The organism is Flavobacterium sp., from assembly GCF_036405015.1.
In the GTDB taxonomy this organism is placed as follows: Bacteria; Bacteroidota; Bacteroidia; order Flavobacteriales; family Flavobacteriaceae; genus Flavobacterium.
The window spans coordinates 20,616-41,357 of sequence record NZ_DASWYK010000182.1 but is presented as its reverse complement, the minus strand read 5'-3'; the positions used below and the strand labels follow the sequence as shown (position 1 = coordinate 41,357).

Sequence of the window (20,742 nt, the reverse complement as noted above, 5' to 3'; positions counted from 1 at the left end):
GTTTCTTTTAATTAGTACTCTTACATTCAAAAAAAAATCTATATTTCTATGTGTTGATATAAACTTTTAAAACTTCAACTTCTCAGGCAAATATTTAGCAACTAATTCTTTGTAATAAGGAAGTAATGCTTGTACATCTGGTTTCACTGGAGCTTTTGTATACAAATCGTAAGGATTGAATTTTCTAACCCAGTCAAACATTTCGATATCTTTTTCATTCATTAAATGTAAATACGCATTTTCTTTATGTTGTGAATAAAATGAATGGTAACGAATCATATACAAAGCTGGATCTGGAAGATAATCTTTCATAATCTGATACAAATATTCGTCGTGTCCCCAGCTCATTTTTACATTATCCAGTCCGCAGTTTTCGGTGTAAACTCCAAATTTAGTATTGAATCTTTCGTCTGTAAAATCTGGATTTTCTTTAAAGAATTCTGAATATACAATTTTATCTGAATACGCACAACCAACTGGAAAAGTATCTCCAACCACTGCCCATTGCGGTTCTCCAAACAGACATAAAACTTTACCTAAATCATGGATAAAACCTGTCAATACAAACCAATCTGGATGACCATCTGCGCGAATCGCCTCTGAAGTCTGTAAAAGGTGCTGTGTTTGGTCTAAGTCAATATCTGGGTCACTGTCGTCTACAAGCGTGTTTAAAAACTCAACAGCTTCCCAGATTGACATTTCTTTTCTATTAAATTGCAGAAAATCTTGTTCTTTACTGCATACAAAGTCATAAGTCTGATAGGTGTGGTTTATCCTGTAAAACTCTTTAACTGTTTCTACTCTTTCCGAATCGACATAATTTCTGAATTCTTCTTTCTGCTTTTCTTTTACCTCTTCATTTTCTTCAGAAGGATCAGGATAGCGCATTAACAAATCATCTTCCCACTCATCTAAATTATTCAACGGATTGTCTGTGTCTATATGCTTTTTCATAATGGTAAATAGTTAAAAGTTACAAGACAAAAATAGAATTACATCTCTTTTTCAAAATGGATTAATACATCAAAAACATGGATTATTTTGATTGTTGTAGGATTTTTATATAATTTATTACTTGAAAACCATTTTTTGTGACTTATACAGAGGACAAATCATAAGATTGCATCTTACGTAAAAATCTTTGTCAAAGTATAAAACTTTGACAAAGATCGCGTCGCATTCAACATAGCCCAAGGTTTCAACCTTGGGTACGCGCAGAATGGAAATACGTTGTGTACCCAAGGTTGAAACCTTGGGCTATGTTTTTAAATATTGGAGTTAAAATCTTTGCGGAGTTACTTTCGAAGATTCCTCCTTCGTCGGAATGACAAAACAGTACGAAAAAATCTTTGTCAAAGTTTTAAACTTTGACAAAGATCCAATCTAGTATAAATTAGTGAAAATTTGTGTAATCTGTGACAAAAAAAACCTAATTAATCAGTTTACTCGGAGGAAATCCAAACTGCTTTTTAAAACAACGACTGAAATACAACGGATCATTAAAACCAACTAAATCTGTTACCTCAGAAACATTGTATTTCTTGGTTTTAAGCAGTTCTGCTGATTTTTTCAAGCGAATGGTTCTGATAAATTCGTTAGGAGCCAAATCCGTTAATTCTTTGATTTTTCTATATAATTTAGAAGAACTCACTCCCAATTTATCGCAAAGAAAATCAGTTGAAAGATCAGCATCACTTAAATTATCATTGATTAGATTGGTTACTTTTTCCATAAATTCCTCATCAATTGGCGAATGCGTCAGCATGCTTACTTTGCTTTCTACTTCTCCAGAGAATTTTTGTTTGAGTTCTGATCTTGATTTGATCATGTTCTCAATCACCGTTTTAAGCAATAACGGCTCAAAAGGTTTCACCAAATAGCCATCTGCTCCTGTGTCGTACCCTTTTACTTTGTCCATATTCTCAGAAAGTGCGGTAAGCATTACCACCGGAATATGACTGATAAATTCGTCATTTTTAAGCTGTCGGCAGAATTCTAGTCCGTCCATAACAGGCATCATGACATCGGTAACACAGACAATTGGTTTAATTTGTCGGCAGATTCTCAGACCTTCTTCTCCATTTTCTGCATCATACACTTTGTAATAATCAGATAGATAATCAACCAGATATTTTCTAAGTTCACTATTGTCTTCAATTACCAAAATTTTCTCTTTTAAATCAGTGTTTTGAATGATTTTCTTTACCGTTTTTTCAGGAATCAACATACTTTGATTATCATTTTTCAAAGCATATTCAAATACTTCTTTCATTTCGTAAGCAGAACGGTCAATCGGAAGTTCCACTCTAAACGTACTTCCTTTTCCTTGTGTGCTTTCAACCGAAATAATTCCTTTATGAATTGCTACCAAAGATTTTACCAATGATAAACCAATTCCCGACCCCGTATTATTGGCCTTACTATTGGTTGCCTGATAAAAACGTTTGAAGATTTTCTCCAAACTTTTTACCGGAATACCAATTCCGTCATCGGTTACTTCAATAACCAAAATATCTTCAACGGTATCTTTCAGTCTGATATCCAAATCAACATTTCCGTTTTTATTGGTGAATTTTAAGGCATTCGATAAAAGATTGTACAAAATCTTATCGTACTTATCATTGTCCAGCCAGCCGTTTATTTCATCATCTTCGGTAATAAAATTGAGCTTAATCTTTTTGTCATAAGCCATTTCCTTAAAGGAATCAAAGATATTTTTGGAATACGACAAAATATCCGTTTTGGTTACTTTTAGTTTTAATTCACCTGACTGTGCTTTTCTAAAATCCAATACTTGATTTACCAGATTTAATAATCTACTGGCATTTTGGTAAATTAAATTGTATCGGCTTTTCTCGTAATCTGTTGCATTGCTGTTTTCCTCTAAAAGCTGTTTGGCAGGTCCTAGAATCAGTGTTAAAGGCGTTCTTAATTCGTGCGAAATATTCGTGAAGAAACGTAGTTTTTCATTGTTCAGTTTTACATCGTGTTCTCTATTTACTTTCTCTGTAAGTAATTCTTGTTTTAAACGAATTCGGTTTTTGATTTCTTTTCTGATGAAATAGAAAATCCCAAACAAAATCGCAAAAAACATTAAAAACGAAGTGGGTGTCAGCCAAAAAGGAGGCTGAATTTTTATCTTATACGAAACTGTTTTACTCCAATAGCCATCGCTGTTGCTTGACCTGATTTTAAAAACATAATTTCCCGGATAAAGGTTGGTGTACTGCACAATTCTCGAAGTACTGTTCGCCGTAATCCAATGTTTATCAAAACCTTCGAGCATGTATTGAAACTTATTCAGCTTTTCGTTCGCAAATGAAGGCGCTGAAAACTGAAGTGAAAAGTTTCGGTTTTTATGACTTAATTCTATTTCATTTCCATAATTCAAATCTTTGGAAAGCGGAATTTCTCCATTGATTTCCATTTCTGGAAAAACCTCTTCGTTCTGAATTTTAAATTCGGAAATCACAGGCAATGGCGACCAATTGTTTCTTTTCATTGCTGGTGGTGAAAAAGAAATAATTCCGTTTTTACCTCCTAGGAAAATATTCGAATTATTAAAATAAAAGAAACCGCTTGAGCTAAAAACATCCAGTCTGTTACCGCTGTTTACATGGTAAATACTAATATCTTTTAAATTTGATTTTACAAAAGCAATATTGTTGTTGTTGATATTCAGCCAAAGATTTCCGTTTGCATCTGATAAAATATCAGTAATCCATTTTCCTGAAAGTTCTTTTAGATTTTTTACAGGCTCAAATTCATTCTTTTTCGGATTGAACAAACACAATCCAAAACGAGTCGAAGCCCAGATTTTTCCTTTCACATCTACTAAAACATCACTCACGTTTTCATCATGAGGCACGCCTTTTTCTTTGATGAAAAGTGAAGAATATGTTTCAATTTTTCCTGAATTGATGTTGTATTTTACAACACCAGTTTCAGTAGCAAACCAAACATTGTTTTTGGCATCTCTTTCGATAGCATTAATCTGGAAATCAGGTAAAAGTTTACTTGAATTTTCTACCTGAAGCGTTTTGGTATTTAGAATTACAGCTCCTTCACCAAAAGAACCCACAATCATTTTGTCATCTGAAATTTTTCTAAAAGCAAAAACAGGTGATTTCTCAAATCCAGCATGAATTTCTCTGGAAGAATTACTTAAATAATTGTAAACCAAAATATTGCCATCCCAAAGACCGCAATAAAAAATCTTACCATCATCAGAATAAATGCTGGCGATATCTTTTCCCGTGTTGTGTAACGGCGTTGAACCTTTTATATTCGAAATATAAAGCCCGTTATGATAAGTCGCAACAATTACTTTTTCATCATAAGTCTTAGCAAAACCTCTAATTCTAGGCGCCTGATTGCCAATAGAACGCGAAATGTCTTTGTTTAAAGTAAACTGATTTTCATAAGGGTCGTATTTGTCTAAACCATCTTCGGTTCCAATCCATAATACGCCTGATTTATCAAAATAGAGTGACGCAATTAAATTATCGACAAGCGAAGTATCATCAGATAAAATCGAATAATACCATTTGTAATTTCCTTTCTGAATGTCTTCTAATTGATCGCAAACCAATAATCCGCCCAAAGTTCCTACCCAATATTTTCCGTCAGGAGCTTGTGCAACAGATAGAAAATAAGGCCCTAAAGCACCTCTCACCTGTTTGTTATCAATATACAAATTAACAAACTGATTCGTCGTTTTATCCAATTTATATAAACCTTCACGAGTTCCGATAAAAATATCCGATTTGGCATCTTCGTAAATAAAGTTGATGTACGGATTTTTGATGTTAGAATGTGGTACAGAAAGCCCGTAATAGTTTATTTTTACGATTGCTCCTTTGGCATCCATTGTGATTTTGGCCACAGAAGACTTCTCGTAACTTCCTATCCAAACATTTCCTTTTTTGTCCTCGAAAATTTCTTTAACGTAATCAAAACCTTTTAATGGAATTTTCTCGAATTTATTCTCTTTCAAAAAGAACATATACGTTCCTTTTGTTTTGGTTCCCACCCAAACTCTTTTCAATTTATCTACATAAACCGATCGTACTTCATCATCTGGAAGACTGTTTACATCGTCTTTTTTATTAAAAAAAGTAGTAAAAACGTGGGTATCCATTTTAAAAAGCGTCAGTCCTTTTCGGGTACCAATCCACAAATGATTAGAATCTTCATCAAGTTCTAAAGCCGTGATATCGTCATTGTATAATTTATTTTTTCCAGGCGTAGAACTCATGTAGTTTTTGAACTGATAACCGTCAAAACGGTTTAATCCAGAGAATGTTCCAAACCACATGAAACCTTTTTTGTCCTGTACAATATGGCGTACCGAATTATGAGACAATCCGTTATTGTCATTATAATGCGTAAATTTTATATTCTGTGAATACGAATTACAAAATACGGCAAATAATAAGAATGTTATAAAGGATTTTTGGCTCATGGAAATAAATTATAAATGCAATTTAATCTTTTTGATTTAATAAATATCAAAATTATTTAACAGATAAATTATCAATCTTATTTTTTTTCAGATTAATTTTAAAATGATCGGAAGGCTCGCCATTCATAGTCTTAAGAAATATTTCTGCCCATAAAACCAGTTTCGAGTCATTTGATTTTTTTAACTGCTTGCATATCAAATTGTATTGCTTTAGTCTTTTGCTTCCAATTTCTGGAATCGCCAATTCATCGGCACTTTTTAAGCGGTAAAAATCGTAAATCATATCAAATCCTGTCCACGATTCAAAATCAGAAAGTGTTAGCGAATTCTCTTTCAAATCTTTAAAAACTTCTTGCGGATTTTTATTTATTTCTAATAATTCCCTTCCAGAAAGTTTCTCAATCGATTTTAAAAAATCAGTCGGAAAATCTTCAGGCAAGAATCTTAAGCGAACCAATTCTTTTAAATGCCAATTGGTAAATTCCTTATAATCATTCGCTTTTAAAATTTCTTTATCCCAAATCGTATTGCTTTTACTATTTTTTAAATGAGCATATTCCTGTTCATAAAAAGGAAATAAACTATTGAATTTAGCCACTTTACCCACCACAATCGTTTCTACTTCAAGTTCAGAAGGAGAATGAATCGTTAAAATTTTATAAGCGGGCATGTAAGCGGAAAGCGATGGCGTTTGAATATTAAACAACGTATTTGCTTTTGTTGTTGTTCGAACTCCTGTATCGTTGATGTGCATGTGTCCACCAAAATGAATTTGAATTCCGGCATCGGCAAATTGTTGTGCTACTTCTTCGTTTGGAACTCTTTGCAATTGCATTTTGTTGGCTCCAAAAAGCGCTTTTAATTCTGGCGAAGCATCATCATTAAATTCCACCATCGGATAATGACTGAAAGCAATCAGTACTTTTCCTTTTTGTTTCGCTTCCGCGGAAACCTTTTTCACCCAATTAATCAAATGACTTTTATAAATCAGAACGTTATTATACCCTGTATTCGCTCCCGAAAAATCTTTAGGATTATTTGGTTCACCCGATAATTTCTCATTCGGAACATAAGCATTTGCATCAATTGCCAAAAGCCAAACTCCTTTTACGGGTTCAATCAAATAGCTCGCATCGGGAAGATACAAATTGGTATTCTTGATTAGATACGTTCTTTTTTCTAAATCGGATTCTTTTTGAGCTATGTCAAAATTGTAATTTTCATAAGTGTAAGTTGAAAAAGGAGTTTCCCAATACAAATCGGTTTTCTTTGGAAAAAAACCAAAATCTCTCATTTCGTGAATTGTTTCTTTGTAACCCCAGTTTTTTATATCGGCAGTAATAATCGGTTCGAGTTCACTTTTACTTTTATCGAAATTGTTTGGCGAACTGCTGATAATCTGCTCTTTTCCGTCTTTTCCTAAAAAATCGGTTTTAACAGCATCTTGTGCAAAAGGTTTTACCACATCATGATTTCCTGTAGTAACAAAGAATGAAAGTCCGTATTTCGTGGAATATTCATTTAGAATTTTTCGTAATCCGCGAACGTGAACAGGCTGTCCGTCATCGCTAAAATCGCCTGGAAGTACGACTTGTTTAATGCCTCTTTTTACAATGTCATTTAAAGCTTCTAAAAAGGCAAAATAATTTTCATTGAAAATTCTAGTCGAATGCAACTGCGAATTCATGGTTCGAATATTCGCATATTCTCCCGTTACCGGATTTGGAATTCCCTGATAATCGCTGTCTTCAAATTTGGCATAAATATCCTGTAAATGAGCATCGGCTATAAAAGCAATCTGAATTTCTTTTTTTGAAGTCTGCTGTGATTTGCAGGAATATAAAAAAAATAAAAGTACTAATATAGCCGATATTCTAAACATGTAATTTGTTTTTAATTTTATGATTATCCGTTATTTGTCCTATTTTTAAAAATAGAAAACCTGTAAAATCAGACGCGGATTAAACAGATTCGCTAACGCGAAGACGCGGATAAAAACGGATTTTTATTAATCTTTTTAAAAATATAAATAGATTATCCGTTTTTATCCGCGTCTTTACGAAGTAAATCCGTTTAGTCCGCGTCCTTGCTTAAAGGATAATTCAATTATTTTTTAATAAATGCCTCCAATTTATCTAAAGTATTCAATTCTGTTTCTCTTGCACATGAAGATACAATGGTAGTCTCTAAGTTTTTGGCAGGTTTTGAAATCAATAAATATTGTGTTCCATCGTCTGTCGTTTTTTCATAATCTTTTGGATTATATTTAATTGCTGCACCAACTTCAACAATTTCTGCTGCTACGTCTTCTGGGTGTTTTCCCCAAACTGCGATATAGTTCGCTCCTTTTTTTACTCCAAAATCTTTAAAGTAATTGATTCCAGTTGCAAATTGTACTTTTTCTCCAGTTAAAGAAACCGCCTCTACTTTTGCTTCTCTTTTTCCAGAAAACACAGTTACGCGAACTAAAATATCTACTTTTTTTCCTTTGTATGGAACGCCTCTTGAAATCATCTCCATCCAAGAAGTATTTTCTGTTTTACCCACACGAGCCAAACGATTCGTTACCGGATTTAACGGTACTAATTTTTCTCCATCCCAAAGTTTTACACCTCCTAAACCTACAGTCGATGCTACTTTATAATAATCTGCTCCCCATCCTTCTTTTTGCTGTTCTGGTGTTGGGTACCAATTTGCTTTTTTTAATTCCAGACCTTGTTTTGCTTTATTGTACACATCGATAGCTACTTTATCACTGAAATAAATTCGCAATGCCATCCACTCGTTTTCAACTGCTGGGCCGTGGTGCCCAATCGTTTTATATAAATCCCCTGATTCTGAGCCAATATCTGTTAAATAAGTAATTTTATCAGACTTCATATACAAACTAGTGTCTGTATTATTTTGTCCTAAACAAATGCCGCAGAAAAGTAAAGAGGCTACGATAGATAATTTCATAATTTTTAAATATTATAGGTTAGATGTAATTTCCGTAAATTTAAAAACAACTTTTATAATCTACCAAGAATTTCAATTTAATCTTAAGAAATTGTCATCTGATGATGAAAAGGTGTGAATCCGGTTATGTAAACATGCTCTCCATTGGTTCGTAAACTTCCCTGATGATAGGTATATTGCTCACTTTCGAGGTTTTCGATATTAAAATGTTCGCATTTTCCTGGGCCAAATTTTATGGAATCTCCAGCTTCAGCAACTTCTCCAAAACTGGTTTTCAGGAAATAATTATTCTTTTCATCTGTTATTGCGCCACTTACAATACTTTTTTCATTGAAACACATTTCGATGGTTACTTCCACATTTGGCGGTCCATCTACTTTAAAATCTAAACTTAAGGCTCCGTTATTTTCGGTAATCTCAATTACTGTAATTTGTTTTTTGACATTGCTTTTTGTTCTCGACTCAAAATCCATTTTGTTCCAAAATCTTCCGTCTGGTGATTCCGATAATTTATAATCTCCATCTGATTTTTGATATTGAGTGGCAAGAGGCTGATAATAATCTGCTTCTTTGGTTTCGGTCAAAATGTATTTGTTTCCTTCTTTTACGATTCCGTTACTGCTGAAATATCCCATTCTAAAAAAGGAAGTGGAAAGGCGCATGTATTTTAAAATCGCTTCTCCTTTTCTAAACATTAAAAAATTAGGATTTGATGACCTTCCTGATACAATTTGAACTGGCTGGTCGTTTCCTCCAAACAACGTAATGGAAGTTTTCTCTCTTCTGATTCTTGCTAAATTCGAAAGAACAAAAAACTTTTCGAAATCATTTGCAACATTGCTTTCAGTAGGAACTTGTTTTTGAAGCGTTTCATTTTCCATAAAAAAAGCCAGCGAATCTGATAAAATATCACTTGTAAATTCTGGAAGTTTCTCAATCAGATTTACCATATAAACAAACATCGGATTATTGGTACGAATAGCCATATAACGATATTGCCAGTAAAATTTTGTCACTTTTAAAGCCATAAACTGGTCCTGTCTTTTCGAATCGACCGTAACCAAATCGCCGTTTGTTTCGGTATAATAAAAATAAGTAATCAGGTTTTTGTTTACGATTTCCAGCAATTGCGGTCTCTTTAGTAATCTTGCCATCGTAATTAAAGCTTTATCTATTACAGCCGAATAAATACCGCTTCGTTCCGAATAATGGCCGTCTTCGTTAAGATAGATTCCTTCAGCAAGCCATTCATCAATTCGGTTCACATATCGAACATCTGGATAAAGTGAATTAATATTCGCTAAAGCGGCGCAAATAACCCATCGATGATTTGGCGTATGCACACCTCCTGTTATCATTGCTTCGCCCGCATTTAGAATGAATTTCTTTATTTTTTCGCGAAGTTCTGTCAAATCTCGCTGTTTACTTTTGTTTAATAAAACTGCGGCTGGACATATATATTCTAAAATAAAAGCGGTATCAGGCGGAGATTGTCTATTTCCTCCTGCGTCTAAAGTTCCGTCGCTATATTGATCTTTCAACAAAATATTTATTGCCTCATTCATTTTTTCGACTAAAATGGGAGACTTATAATATACTGAACCATAATTACATAAAGAAGCAGACATTACAGTTATAGTATTTGCAATGCCTCGAAAATTACTTATTCTGATAGACGGATCTTGTGATGGCTGGTTCAGTAAACTTTTGACTTTTGCATCATTGTTCTGAATTAGTTTTTTCATTAATTGAAGATCTTCTTTTGAAGCTATCTCATTTGCAAAAAAATCATTTGCTAAAAGCGTATTGCTCATTAAAACACCTCCTAACGACAAACTGCTCAATCTGATGAATTCCCCACGGCTCATATGATGTTTCATGATACTTTCTTTATTAATGAAAAAATATAACTCTTTATTTGTCTACAACTTTTACCAATGTTGGATTAATTCCTAACGGATTTTTGATGATTTTACAGATCAAAGGAAACTCTGGATTTTTTAGAATCCACATTTCGGTTTCGTCAATCTGAGCTTTTACATGCAGTACATCTATGGTTTTTCCATCAATAGAAACTCCATTTTTGTCTTCACTTTTATCCAAAACATAAGTTGTATTGTTATAAACGAAAGAACCCTTTTTGATCAAATCCTGATAAGCCGACTGCGAAATCATAAAAAATGTTTCGGTTGGTTTTAAGTTTGTAACGGGTTCATATTCTCCTTGATTAAAACTTAATGCAGTTCCGTTTTTTAATGCTTCAGGAAGCATGACGATTTTGCCATCTACGCCTCTGGTTTCTATTTTGAAAGCTAGCGTATTATTTGAAGTTTCGGCGGTAAGCTTTAAGGTCCTTGTTTGTCCGTGAAGCTTACAGACATAATGCAGTTCTGTATTATTTTTTAATGTTGGAATGTAGTTCTGAGAAATTCCTTTCTGATAAACAATGCAGAAAAGGATCATTAAAAGTATATTTTTCATCTTGTTTATCGTTTTATTTTGCTGGTGGTAAAATTGTAGTTCCCCAAGCTGAAGGTTTTGAATCCATTTCTAAAATCAGTTCTCCACCATTGTTAATATCATCATGTAAAATCCATGCTTTATTGTATGGTTTTCCATTTAATAAAGCCGTTTTGATGTATCTGTTTTTATCAGTCATTTTTTTAGTCGTGATTTTAAAACTTTTACCATTTTCTAATTTCATAACTGTTTCTTTTATCAAAGGCGTATTGATTAAATAATAAGGCTGTCCAGCATTTGGATACAATCCCATCATGTGGAAAGCGAGCCACGAAGACATTGCTCCAGAATCGTCGTTTCCTGGAAGTCCTTCTCTTGAAGTGTTGAAATTATCCTTGATAATCGTTCTGATTCTCTCACTGCTCAAATATGGTTTCCCAATCCAGTGGTACAAACAAGGTGTTAAGAATGAAGGTTCGTTGGCAACGTTAAATAAGTTGTTGTCAAAGAAAATATCCAATCTTTTTTTGAAAGCCTTTTCACCGCCCGATTTTTTTATCAGTTCTGGAACATCATGTGGCAAACTAAATGAATACTCCCAAGAAGTTCCTTCATAGAAAAACACGCACCAATGGCAAACATACCAAGGTGATTCGATGATAACAGGGGTGTATTTAAAAGTCGGTTTCTGGATTTTAGATTCTCCAAAAACGACATCATCCAGCCAATTTCCATCTTTGTCTTTTGGCATAATAAATCCTTTTGCTCCGTTATTTTCATAGTCTGGACGCCATAAATTCTGCCAGTTTTCAGCTTGTTTTATGTATTGATTGTACAGTTCTGTTTTTCCTAAACCTTTGGCTACTGTCGCAATATTATAATCATTGTATGAATAATCGATAGTTCGGTTTCCTGCGCGATCGGTGCCGTAAGGAACGTATCCCAATTTTAGATAATCTATAAGTCCGCCACGTCCTTCTCGTTCTTCATTTCCTCCAGGTGGAACTGTAGCATCTTTAATCATGGCCTGTAAAGCCAGTTCATAATCTATTCCTTTCAGATTTTTCACAAAAGCATCGGCAATTACAACCTCAGCGTTAGATCCTCCTTGAGTTCTTCCGTTGTCGTTACCGCTTCTTCCCTCTGGCATATAACCTTCACGTTTGTAAATATTAAGCATTGCATTGATAATATCTACTTTTCGTTTGCTGTCAATCAATGTGATTAACGGACTTGAAGTTCTAAAGGTGTCCCAAATCGTATAAAAATCATCATAATACGGCTCGTCGTTGGTCCATAACGGATTTTCTCCTGTTCGGTTTACAGGCATAATCATCGTATGATACAATCCCGTGTAGAACATTTTTCTGTACTCTACAGAAGTATCATCCGATAATTTGATTCGGCTTAATAAGTCTTCCCATTTATTTTCTAAAGTGCTTAAAGCAGTATTAAAATTCCAATGTGGAATTTCGACTTCTATATTATTTTTCGCTTTTAATTCGCTTAAAAATGAAATTCCGATTTTGACATTTAATTCTTCTTTTCCAGAGTTTCCGAAAGAAAATAATGCCCCAGTTTTCTTTCCTGAATCAAACTGTCCTTTTTCATTATAAAATTTTCCGTCTTTAAAAGTGACAAATTTTGCAATTGGCTGATCGAAAACCGCCCAGAAATAAACGGTGTAAGCGCGTCCGTTGTTCCATCCTCCGCGAATTCTGCTGTAACCTCTTACTTCGGTATCTGAAACAATTTCAATCTGAGAACCTACAAACTGTTGTGCTTCTCTGGCATCTGGAATCTTTTCTTCTCCCAAGAAAAATCCTGGATCAATTTTTAATTCTTTTGATTTATTTTTTGGATAAGTTATTCTGTAAAATGAAACTTTTTCGCCTGTCGTGATTTCAGTTTTAATGTTGTTTTCCTTGAAAATCGTTTCATAATAACCCAATTTCACGTTTTCTTCTGCTCTGAAAGAAGTCTGATCCATCTTATCTAAAGCTCCAGAAAACGGCATTATGGATATATTTCCGTATTTCGGGCCTCCGCCTGTTCCGCTCACGTGAACCTGACTGAATCCTGTCACTTCTTTAGGCATTGGAAGCCAACCGCTGTTCGGACTTGAAGTACAATCTGGACTTGGTTTTACCATTCCGTAAGGACATGACGGACCAATAAAAACTCTCCCCACGCCTTCGGAACCAATCATTGGATCGACATATTGATGAACGGTTTGAGCGTTGATGAATATTGTAAACAAAAATGATATTCCTAAAAGTATATTTTTACCGTATATTTTCATTACTTATCTTTTCTTTAAGAACTAATTTTTTTTTTTGCCACTGATTAAAAGGATTAAAATGATTTTTTACTACGATTGAAAGTAATCCGTTTAATCTGTGGAATCTGTGGCAGAAAATTTTACTTCGACATTTCTAAAACTAATTCGCCTCCATTGGTAATTTCCTGATGCGACAGTGTAAAATCTTTTACCTCTTTATTGTTGTATTTAATGTCTTTTATATACACATTTTCAGGACTGTTATTATTGGCTTTAATGACAAATGTTTTTCCTGTATAATATTTCGGATTTAAATCAATTGAAATTTTATTGAAGATCGGACTTCCAATTTGATAGACAGCATCTTTGTCTGTTCCTCCATTCATTTGAAATAAACCTAATTTTAGTAAAACATTCAAACTTCCCATTAGTCCTTGATCTTCGTCGCCATTATAACCTGTTGCTGGTGATAATCCGCTGAAAGTTGCTTTTACAACATTTCTGGTCCAATATTGCGTTAAATCTGGTCTTCCTAATAATGTAAAAATATTCGAAGTCTGCATAGAAGGCTGATTTCCAAAATTGACCGGAATTCGGCTGAACTCTGGGTGCAATTCTGCATCATGAGATGTACCAGAAGTATAATTTTGCTTTTTAGCAGTTTCAAACTGTTGATTTAATTTAGTAACTGCTTTTTCTTTTCCTCCCATTAAATCGGCCAAACCATCAATATCATGTGGTACAAACCAAGTTGATTGCGCTCCATTTGCTTCTATAAAACCGTTTTCATATTGGTACGGATCATAATTTTCACGCCATTTTCCTTCTACATTTTTCGGACGCATCCATCCAATAGATTGATCAAAAACATTCTGATAGTTTTTGGCTCTTTTCATGAAATATTGATAATCCTCTTCGTGGTTTAGTTTTTTTGCCAATTGCGCTAAAGTCCAATCCTGATAAGCATTTTCCAAAGTCTGGCTGGCTCCGTCTTCGTGACTTCCAAAATTACCTTCTGGAAGCGGATACGGCACATAACCTTTATCTAGATAATATTTTAATCCACCACCAATATTGGTATTGTGTTCATAGCCCGCTTTTTCCATGATACCGCCAGGCATATGATTTTTTTTGAGCGCGATATAAATATCTTCTAAATTTTCTTTTACAATTCCTTTCTGAATGGCACTAACAATAAAAGGTGTCGTTGAAGCTCCTGTCATTACATATGTATCGTTACCTCCTGAAGGCCCACGCGGAATGATTCCCCCGTCTTTGTAATATTGCATTAATGAATACACAAATTCTTCCATAATTTCAGGATAAACTAATCCCCAAAGATTGTTGATCGTCCATTGTGCGCCCCAAAAAGCATCTGAATTGTAATGGTTGAATTTTGGTTTTCCGTCTGCATTTAATGGCAAATGTCCCACCCTGAATTTGTCCCCTGTATTATCAGGATAGGCTCCATTTGCATCACTGATCGTTTTTCTCCCTTGCAGGGCATGCCATAGATCGGTGTAAAATCTTCTTTGATCGGTTGCTGTTCCTCCTTCAATTTTTATTCTTCCTAATAAATCACTCCATTCTTTTTTGGAATCACTAACTGTTTTGTTAAAGTCCCAATCTGGTAATTCGGTTTGTATATTATTATTGGCATTCTCAACCGAAGTATACGAAATCCCGACTTTCATCAATATCGTTGGTGTTTTTTCATTAAAATAAACCAAATAATTGCCCGTCGTGTTGTCTTTTTCAACAGAAGCAATTGGCTGTTTTGTTTTAACTTTAAAAAATACAGTCAACGGTTTTGGACGTCTGAAATTGGTACTTAAAACTAATGAACCTGAAAGTTCGTAATCGTTGCTTTTTTCTAATTTCCCATTCGTATTGTCACAAGGCCCTAAAACCGTATTCAAATTAAAAAGAACTGCTTTTTGTGCCTTTGCTGGAAAAGTATATTTATGAAAACCGACTCTTGGCGTGCTGGTTAATTCTGTTTGTATTTGATATCTGTCTAATTTTAAGGAATGATATCCTGGCGTTATAATTTCTGTTTTATGACTGAATTTTGAATAAAAGTCTTTAAAAATACCTGCTTTGTTTTTTGTTGAAATTGTTACAGGCATTACCGACACACCCGATAACTGCCATTCGTGAACGTGGCTAAAACCTTTTACTGTATCTGTAGTATATTTATAACCACCTCCCCAATCCCCTTTGATCTCGGTGTCGGGATTTAGATTTACCATTCCAAACGGACGACTTGCAGAAGAGAAGTAAAACCATCTTGAATTTTCAGTGTCCAACAACGGATATACCAGATCTGAGATTTGCTTCTTTTGTAAAGAAACTGCTTTCTGGGCGTTGCATGACACTAAAAAAATAAGCGTTAAACCTATTCCAATACGTCCTATTTTTAAGATTTTCTTTAATTCCATTTATTCTGTTTGTTGATGGGCAATGGTTTTTAGACTGGATTGTGTTTGTATTGATTTATTGCTAAATCGAAAATATAAGTCAATAGGATTTAAGTGAGAATTACTTATTCTCAAATTGATAGAATGTTACAAAGCTTAATCTTTCCTTGCTTTATGAAACGGCATTCAATTAAGCTTTGTTCATTCAAAAATGAAACTGAAACTGAACTGGCTCTCATGAGCAAATAAAAACCAGTTTTCTTTTTAGTAAAAAAGGAGAGGATTTTTGACGCTCCTCTCCTTTTTAAAATTAAATGGTTACAATGCGTACTTAACTAAATTCTTATTTTTTAATATCCGTCATTCTGAGTAAGAGCCGGATTTAAGACCATCGCGTTTGTTGGAATTGGGAAAACTCTACGGTAAACATCTGCATTGGTTTTGTATCCCCATGATCCTTCATATTTTCCAAAACGAATCATATCATTTCTATGCCAAGCTTCCCATGTAAATTCACGGCTTCTTTCTTTGTAAAGTTCTTCTAAAGTTACACCGCTTAAAGCTGCAGATGTTGTACGATTAGAACGAACCATATTTACTAATGCATCTGAACTTTGTCCTAAAGTAACAGTTCCCCCACGTAGGATTGATTCTGCTTTCATTAAAAGAATATCTGAATATCTTAAGAAAGGAACGTCGTTCTTTTGATTACGGTTTGTTGAAGTTGCATCTGGATAGAATTTAATATTTCTATATCCCATATTCCAAGCAATTTCGTCGTTTCCTAGGTCAAACAAAGGAACACTTTGACGAGGAATAATATCTGGTGTTAAATTTACCTGATACGTATACGCTGCACCACCATCAGCTCCTGTATAAAACTGATCGTATCCTTTTTTAGTTGTAGTAACGGTTACTGGTGTAACACCATCATTCATAAATTGAAGTCCTGTAAGCCATTGTCTGTTACGAATATCATTTACATCATTGAAGTAAGCGTAAAATTCAGGAAGTGTACTTCTTGGTGCACTTGGCGTGAAAGGAAGTCCAAATTTTGTTCTTTCAGAACGAGGCACATCATAACGTGCATGATACATTTGCCCGTTGAAACCAACTGTAACCGCTGCCGGATCGTAAGGAACTGCAAAGATGAACTCTTTCATCAATGGTCCGTTAGTTGGATAAAACATTTGCAAATAAGTTGCTCTTGGCTCAACAGCATACAAACCTGAATTAATTACCTGATCACAAGCTGCAATACAGTCATTATAACGTTGTGTTCCTGTATATACGTCGGCATTCAAGTACAATTTAGCCAACATTGCATTAGCTGTTTGTCTGTTTGGTCTTCCGTAAGTTGCAACTCCTGAAGCAGGATTTAAATTAGGAACCGCGCTTTTTAATTCGCTTTCAATAAAATTAAATACTTCTCTTCTTGGTGTTTTAGCATGCGATGTAAAATCACCATATACAGTATCCAAAGGTACATCTCCGTAGCTATCCATTAACATGAAATAGGAAATAGCACGCATTGTTTTTAACTCCGAAATCAAAGTCTTTTTATCTGCACCTTCAGGCATTGTTTGTCTTAAAATTGAAATCGCCTGATTACTGGTTCCGATTACTTTAGATGACCAGTCCCAAAGACTTCCTACAATACCGTTATCGGCATTCCAATCGTGAAAGTGCATGGCAATATAGTTTCTGTTATCAAACCAGTTACCTCCTCTTGCTGGTAAAATAGCCTCATCTGTAGATAAAGATTGTGACCACCACCAAGCGAATGAAAACTCACCACGGAAAGCTGCATAAACAGGTCCGGTTGTCTGAATATATTGTGTTGAATTCTGAGGAAATACTTCAGGTGTCAATTGGGTTGTAATAGGCACATCAAGATCATCACAAGACCATACTAAACCGGCCATAAGTACCGGAAGCCCTAAATATTTTAATATCTTTTTCATAATTTTTAGCATTTAATTTTTAGAACATCACATTTAAACCGAACATATACGTTCTGGTCTTTGGATAGAAGTTATTTGAATCTACACCTGGAGCTGTTCCTCCTTGTTCAACTTCTGGATCAATTCCTTTGTATTTAGTAATTACAAATACATTGTTTATGGTTTGATAAATACGTATACCACTAATGTACCTTCCTACTTTACCAAAATTATATCCTAAAGTCATGTTGTCTAATCTTACATAACTACCGTCTTCTATAAAACGATCTGAGTATCTATAAGCGTTTAAGTCGTTTGGTGACTCATTTCCAGCATCAACTAAAATATTAGTGGTCATTGCTGTACTTGGTCTGAATAAATCTGCACGAGTTGCATTGAAAATTTTGTTTCCAAATACTCCTCTGAAGAAAATACTTAAATCAAATTTTTTGTATTGAAAATTATTTGCCCATCCTACTAATAATTTTGGTTGTGCGCTTCCTGCATAATGATAATCTACTCCAATTTGTGGTGTAGTAGTCAAATCACCATTTTTGTCATAATACTGAGAAACTCCGGCAGCATTTTTTCCTGCATATTTCAATGTAAAGAATTGTCCTAGAGGTTTTCCTTCTTTAAAGATTTGTAAAGTACTTCCTGTTTGTCCGCCTCCGTCAGGTTGTACACGACGAATTGAATCTCCTCCAACAAAGAATGGACTAGTTAATTTCACAATCTCATTTTTGTTATGAGCTAAGTTCAGGTTAGTTGTCCAGCTGAAATCTGCAGTTTTTACAGGAGTTGTGCTTAAGCTAACCTCAATACCTTTATTAGACATTGTTCCTCCATTTGCTACAATTGATCCTACTGGTACTAATACTGGATTCACATTGTAGTTGAAAATCATGTCTGTTGTTTTCTTGTCGTACACGTCAACAGAACCTGTTACTTTTCCTTTTAAGATAGAGAAATCAAGTCCAATGTTTGCTGTCGCTGTTTTTTCCCATTTCAAATCAGGGTTAGCTGCCTGGTTAGGTCCGTAAGCTCCAATTTGTTGTCCGTTATAATAGAAAGTTCCTAAACTTCCAGAGATAAACTGCGCTGTGTAAGCATTAAATCCAGATGAGTTTCCTGTTACCCCCCAGCTTCCACGTAATTTTAAATCACTAAAGAAACTTTGATTTTTCATGAAATTCTCTTTGTCTAATCTCCACGCACCCCCTACAGAAGGAAAGTATCCCCATCTATTATTTTCTCCAAACATTGATCCACCATCTCGTCTGATTGATCCTTGTAAAAGATATTTATCGTTAAAATTGTAATTTAAACGAGCGAAATAAGCAATTAAACGTGTTTTTTGATACGCTTTACTATCTCCAAAATTTACTACATAACCATTAACTGAAGTATAATTACTTAAAGCTAAGTTGTTATATCCAACATTGTCTACAGGAAAGTTCGTTGTTGTAGCTTGGAATCCGTCTCCTAAAGTATTTTCTTGCCAAGAATAACCTCCAACTACTTTTATTTTATGAGAACCAAAAGTTCTATCCCAAGTTAAGAAACTTTCAATAATATTGTTTCTAGTCTCATATGAATTTCTTAATGCTGCACCATTTACACCAAAGTTAACCAATGTTTTTGTCAAAGGTGGATCTGGATTGTTGTAAAAGTTCGCACTATTGTATTGTGAATAATAACTATCATAGAACTCTCCGTGAGTTGCTGTTAATCTCTGATGTGCTAAATTTAAATTATAAGTAAATCCAAATGGAAGTTTTACTTCTGCAGTAAGGTTACCTACAAGGTTATCTGTTTTAGTTTCATCAGTACCATGTTGAATCAAAGCCACTGGGTTAAAATATCCCGTACTAACAAAATTTTCAAAATAACTTCCGTCAGCATTTTTTACTGGAGAAATCGGAAGATAACTTGCTGCTTGTAAAAGAACCGTATTACGTTGTGGTACATTTTGATATTTTGTACTAGAATTAGTAACATTCAAACCAAATTTAACCTTATCATCAAAAGCATATTGTTCTACAGATAAACGAGCAATGATACGAGAGAAATCACTTTTCTGCAAAACCCCTTCTTTATTAAGAGAAGTAATACTTGCTGTATAGTTTCCGTGATCTCCACCACCACTCATAGACAAGTTGTGGCTGCTTGATGCCGCGCGTCCTGGTCTTAAAATTTCTTTCTGCCAGTTTGTGTTAGCACCTTTATCATTTTCTGGAGTAAAATTCAAATTGTTTTTAGTTGTAAAAGCTCTCAATTGATCTGCATTCATCATATCCAGATTGTTTGAAACTTCTTCCCAACCTACATATCCATTATAGGCAACTTGAGTTCTACCTTTACTTCCTTTTTTAGTTGTAACCATGATAACTCCATTTGCTGCTCTGTTACCATAAATAGCTGTTGCAGCCGCATCTTTAAGAACATCAATAGTTGCAATATCATCCGGAGAGATTACTGAGATATCAACTCCCGGAATTCCATCGATTACATAAAAAGGTCCTTGCGAACTATTTAATGTAGAAGCTCCACGCAAAACCACAGAAGCCGTTTTTGTCGGGTCACCGCTTGACGAAATATTTAAACCAGAAACTTTACCTTGTAAAAGCTGACCCACATCACTAATTGCTCCTCTGTTTAAATCTTCTGCTTTAACAGAAGTTACAGAAGTGGTCAGGTTTTTACGAGATCCTTTTCCGTATCCTACTACAACAACTTGTTCAAGATTATTTGTAGCAGATTGTAGTTTAATTGAATAATTAGATTTTGTTCCGTCTAATTTTAAAGTTTGATCTTCAAATCCAATAAAAGAAAAGACTAATGTTGCATTTTTATTTGAAACCGAAAATTTAAATTTTCCATCAAAATCTGTTGTTACTGTATTCGTTGTACCTTTCTCTAGTACATTGGCGGCTGGCAGTGGAATGCCTTTGTCATCTAAAACTACACCGGTCACTTCTGTTTTTTGTGCCCAGGTATTAATTGAGAAGCCAAAGAAGAAGGCTAATAATAAAAGTTTAAGTTTTTCCATTGTGATATTGGTTAATTGGTTAAATAGTATTGACGAAATTAGTGCTAAAGAAATGTTAACAAATGGACATGTTATTCATAAACATGGATAATTTCTATAAAGTCAGTGATAGTAAGGCTTCGCAAGGTTATTTTTCTAAAATTCTATAATCAAATACTTACTAA

10 protein-coding genes are annotated in these 20,742 nt (G+C 34.4%); all 10 read right to left on the bottom strand.

Going from position 1 to position 20,742, the window contains the following annotated elements; genetic code table 11:
• Nucleotides 1-66 precede the first annotated feature (66 nt).
• The 10 genes from VGE71_RS15465 to VGE71_RS15420 all read right to left on the bottom strand — a co-directional run bounded on the left by VGE71_RS15465 (nucleotide 67) and on the right by VGE71_RS15420 (nucleotide 20,578).
• Nucleotides 67-954, bottom strand: a complete 888-nt coding sequence (locus VGE71_RS15465; RefSeq protein WP_331139149.1) for an inositol oxygenase family protein — start codon at nucleotides 952-954, stop codon at nucleotides 67-69.
• A 475-nt stretch (nucleotides 955-1,429) separates the two neighbouring features.
• The gene (locus VGE71_RS15460; protein ID WP_331139148.1) at nucleotides 1,430-5,464 is read right to left on the bottom strand and encodes a hybrid sensor histidine kinase/response regulator transcription factor; all 4,035 of its coding nucleotides are present in this window, start codon (nucleotides 5,462-5,464) and stop codon (nucleotides 1,430-1,432) included.
• Between the two features lie 52 nt (nucleotides 5,465-5,516).
• The gene (locus VGE71_RS15455; protein ID WP_331139147.1) at nucleotides 5,517-7,346 is read right to left on the bottom strand and encodes a metallophosphoesterase; all 1,830 of its coding nucleotides are present in this window, start codon (nucleotides 7,344-7,346) and stop codon (nucleotides 5,517-5,519) included.
• 224 nt (nucleotides 7,347-7,570) lie between these two features.
• The gene (locus VGE71_RS15450; protein ID WP_331139146.1) at nucleotides 7,571-8,422 is read right to left on the bottom strand and encodes a DUF4861 family protein; all 852 of its coding nucleotides are present in this window, start codon (nucleotides 8,420-8,422) and stop codon (nucleotides 7,571-7,573) included.
• A gap of 83 nt (nucleotides 8,423-8,505) precedes the next feature.
• Entirely contained in the window at nucleotides 8,506-10,302 is a 1,797-nt protein-coding gene (locus VGE71_RS15445; protein WP_331139145.1) for a hypothetical protein, read from the bottom strand.
• 34 nt (nucleotides 10,303-10,336) lie between these two features.
• Nucleotides 10,337-10,903 carry a hypothetical protein gene (locus VGE71_RS15440; RefSeq protein ID WP_331139144.1) on the bottom strand — a complete coding sequence of 189 codons (567 nt, stop codon included), beginning with the start codon at nucleotides 10,901-10,903 and terminating at the stop codon, nucleotides 10,337-10,339.
• A gap of 13 nt (nucleotides 10,904-10,916) precedes the next feature.
• A complete protein-coding gene (locus VGE71_RS15435; protein WP_331139143.1) occupies nucleotides 10,917-13,184 on the bottom strand; it encodes a GH92 family glycosyl hydrolase in 2,268 nt (755 codons plus the stop codon).
• 119 nt (nucleotides 13,185-13,303) lie between these two features.
• Nucleotides 13,304-15,604 carry a GH92 family glycosyl hydrolase gene (locus VGE71_RS15430; protein WP_331139142.1) on the bottom strand — a complete coding sequence of 767 codons (2,301 nt, stop codon included), beginning with the start codon at nucleotides 15,602-15,604 and terminating at the stop codon, nucleotides 13,304-13,306.
• Between the two features lie 329 nt (nucleotides 15,605-15,933).
• The gene (locus VGE71_RS15425; protein ID WP_331139141.1) at nucleotides 15,934-17,547 is read right to left on the bottom strand and encodes a RagB/SusD family nutrient uptake outer membrane protein; all 1,614 of its coding nucleotides are present in this window, start codon (nucleotides 17,545-17,547) and stop codon (nucleotides 15,934-15,936) included.
• A 19-nt stretch (nucleotides 17,548-17,566) separates the two neighbouring features.
• Nucleotides 17,567-20,578 (bottom strand): TonB-dependent receptor, encoded by a 3,012-nt coding sequence (locus tag VGE71_RS15420; RefSeq protein WP_331139140.1) that lies wholly within the window; start codon nucleotides 20,576-20,578, stop codon nucleotides 17,567-17,569.
• Nucleotides 20,579-20,742: the final 164 nt, after the last annotated feature.

What these genes read in the sequence shown, in the direction of transcription:
- VGE71_RS15440 (WP_331139144.1), bottom strand. Translation starts at nt 10,903, where the DNA reads ATGAAAAATATACTTTTAATGATCCTTTTCTGCATTGTTTATCAGAAA.
- VGE71_RS15420 (WP_331139140.1), bottom strand. Translation starts at nt 20,578, where the DNA reads ATGGAAAAACTTAAACTTTTATTATTAGCCTTCTTCTTTGGCTTCTCA.
- VGE71_RS15450 (WP_331139146.1), bottom strand. Translation starts at nt 8,422, where the DNA reads ATGAAATTATCTATCGTAGCCTCTTTACTTTTCTGCGGCATTTGTTTA.
- VGE71_RS15455 (WP_331139147.1), bottom strand. Translation starts at nt 7,346, where the DNA reads ATGTTTAGAATATCGGCTATATTAGTACTTTTATTTTTTTTATATTCC.
- VGE71_RS15465 (WP_331139149.1), bottom strand. Translation starts at nt 954, where the DNA reads ATGAAAAAGCATATAGACACAGACAATCCGTTGAATAATTTAGATGAG.
- VGE71_RS15425 (WP_331139141.1), bottom strand. Translation starts at nt 17,547, where the DNA reads ATGAAAAAGATATTAAAATATTTAGGGCTTCCGGTACTTATGGCCGGT.
- VGE71_RS15445 (WP_331139145.1), bottom strand. Translation starts at nt 10,302, where the DNA reads ATGAAACATCATATGAGCCGTGGGGAATTCATCAGATTGAGCAGTTTG.
- VGE71_RS15430 (WP_331139142.1), bottom strand. Translation starts at nt 15,604, where the DNA reads ATGGAATTAAAGAAAATCTTAAAAATAGGACGTATTGGAATAGGTTTA.
- VGE71_RS15460 (WP_331139148.1), bottom strand. Translation starts at nt 5,464, where the DNA reads ATGAGCCAAAAATCCTTTATAACATTCTTATTATTTGCCGTATTTTGT.
- VGE71_RS15435 (WP_331139143.1), bottom strand. Translation starts at nt 13,184, where the DNA reads ATGAAAATATACGGTAAAAATATACTTTTAGGAATATCATTTTTGTTT.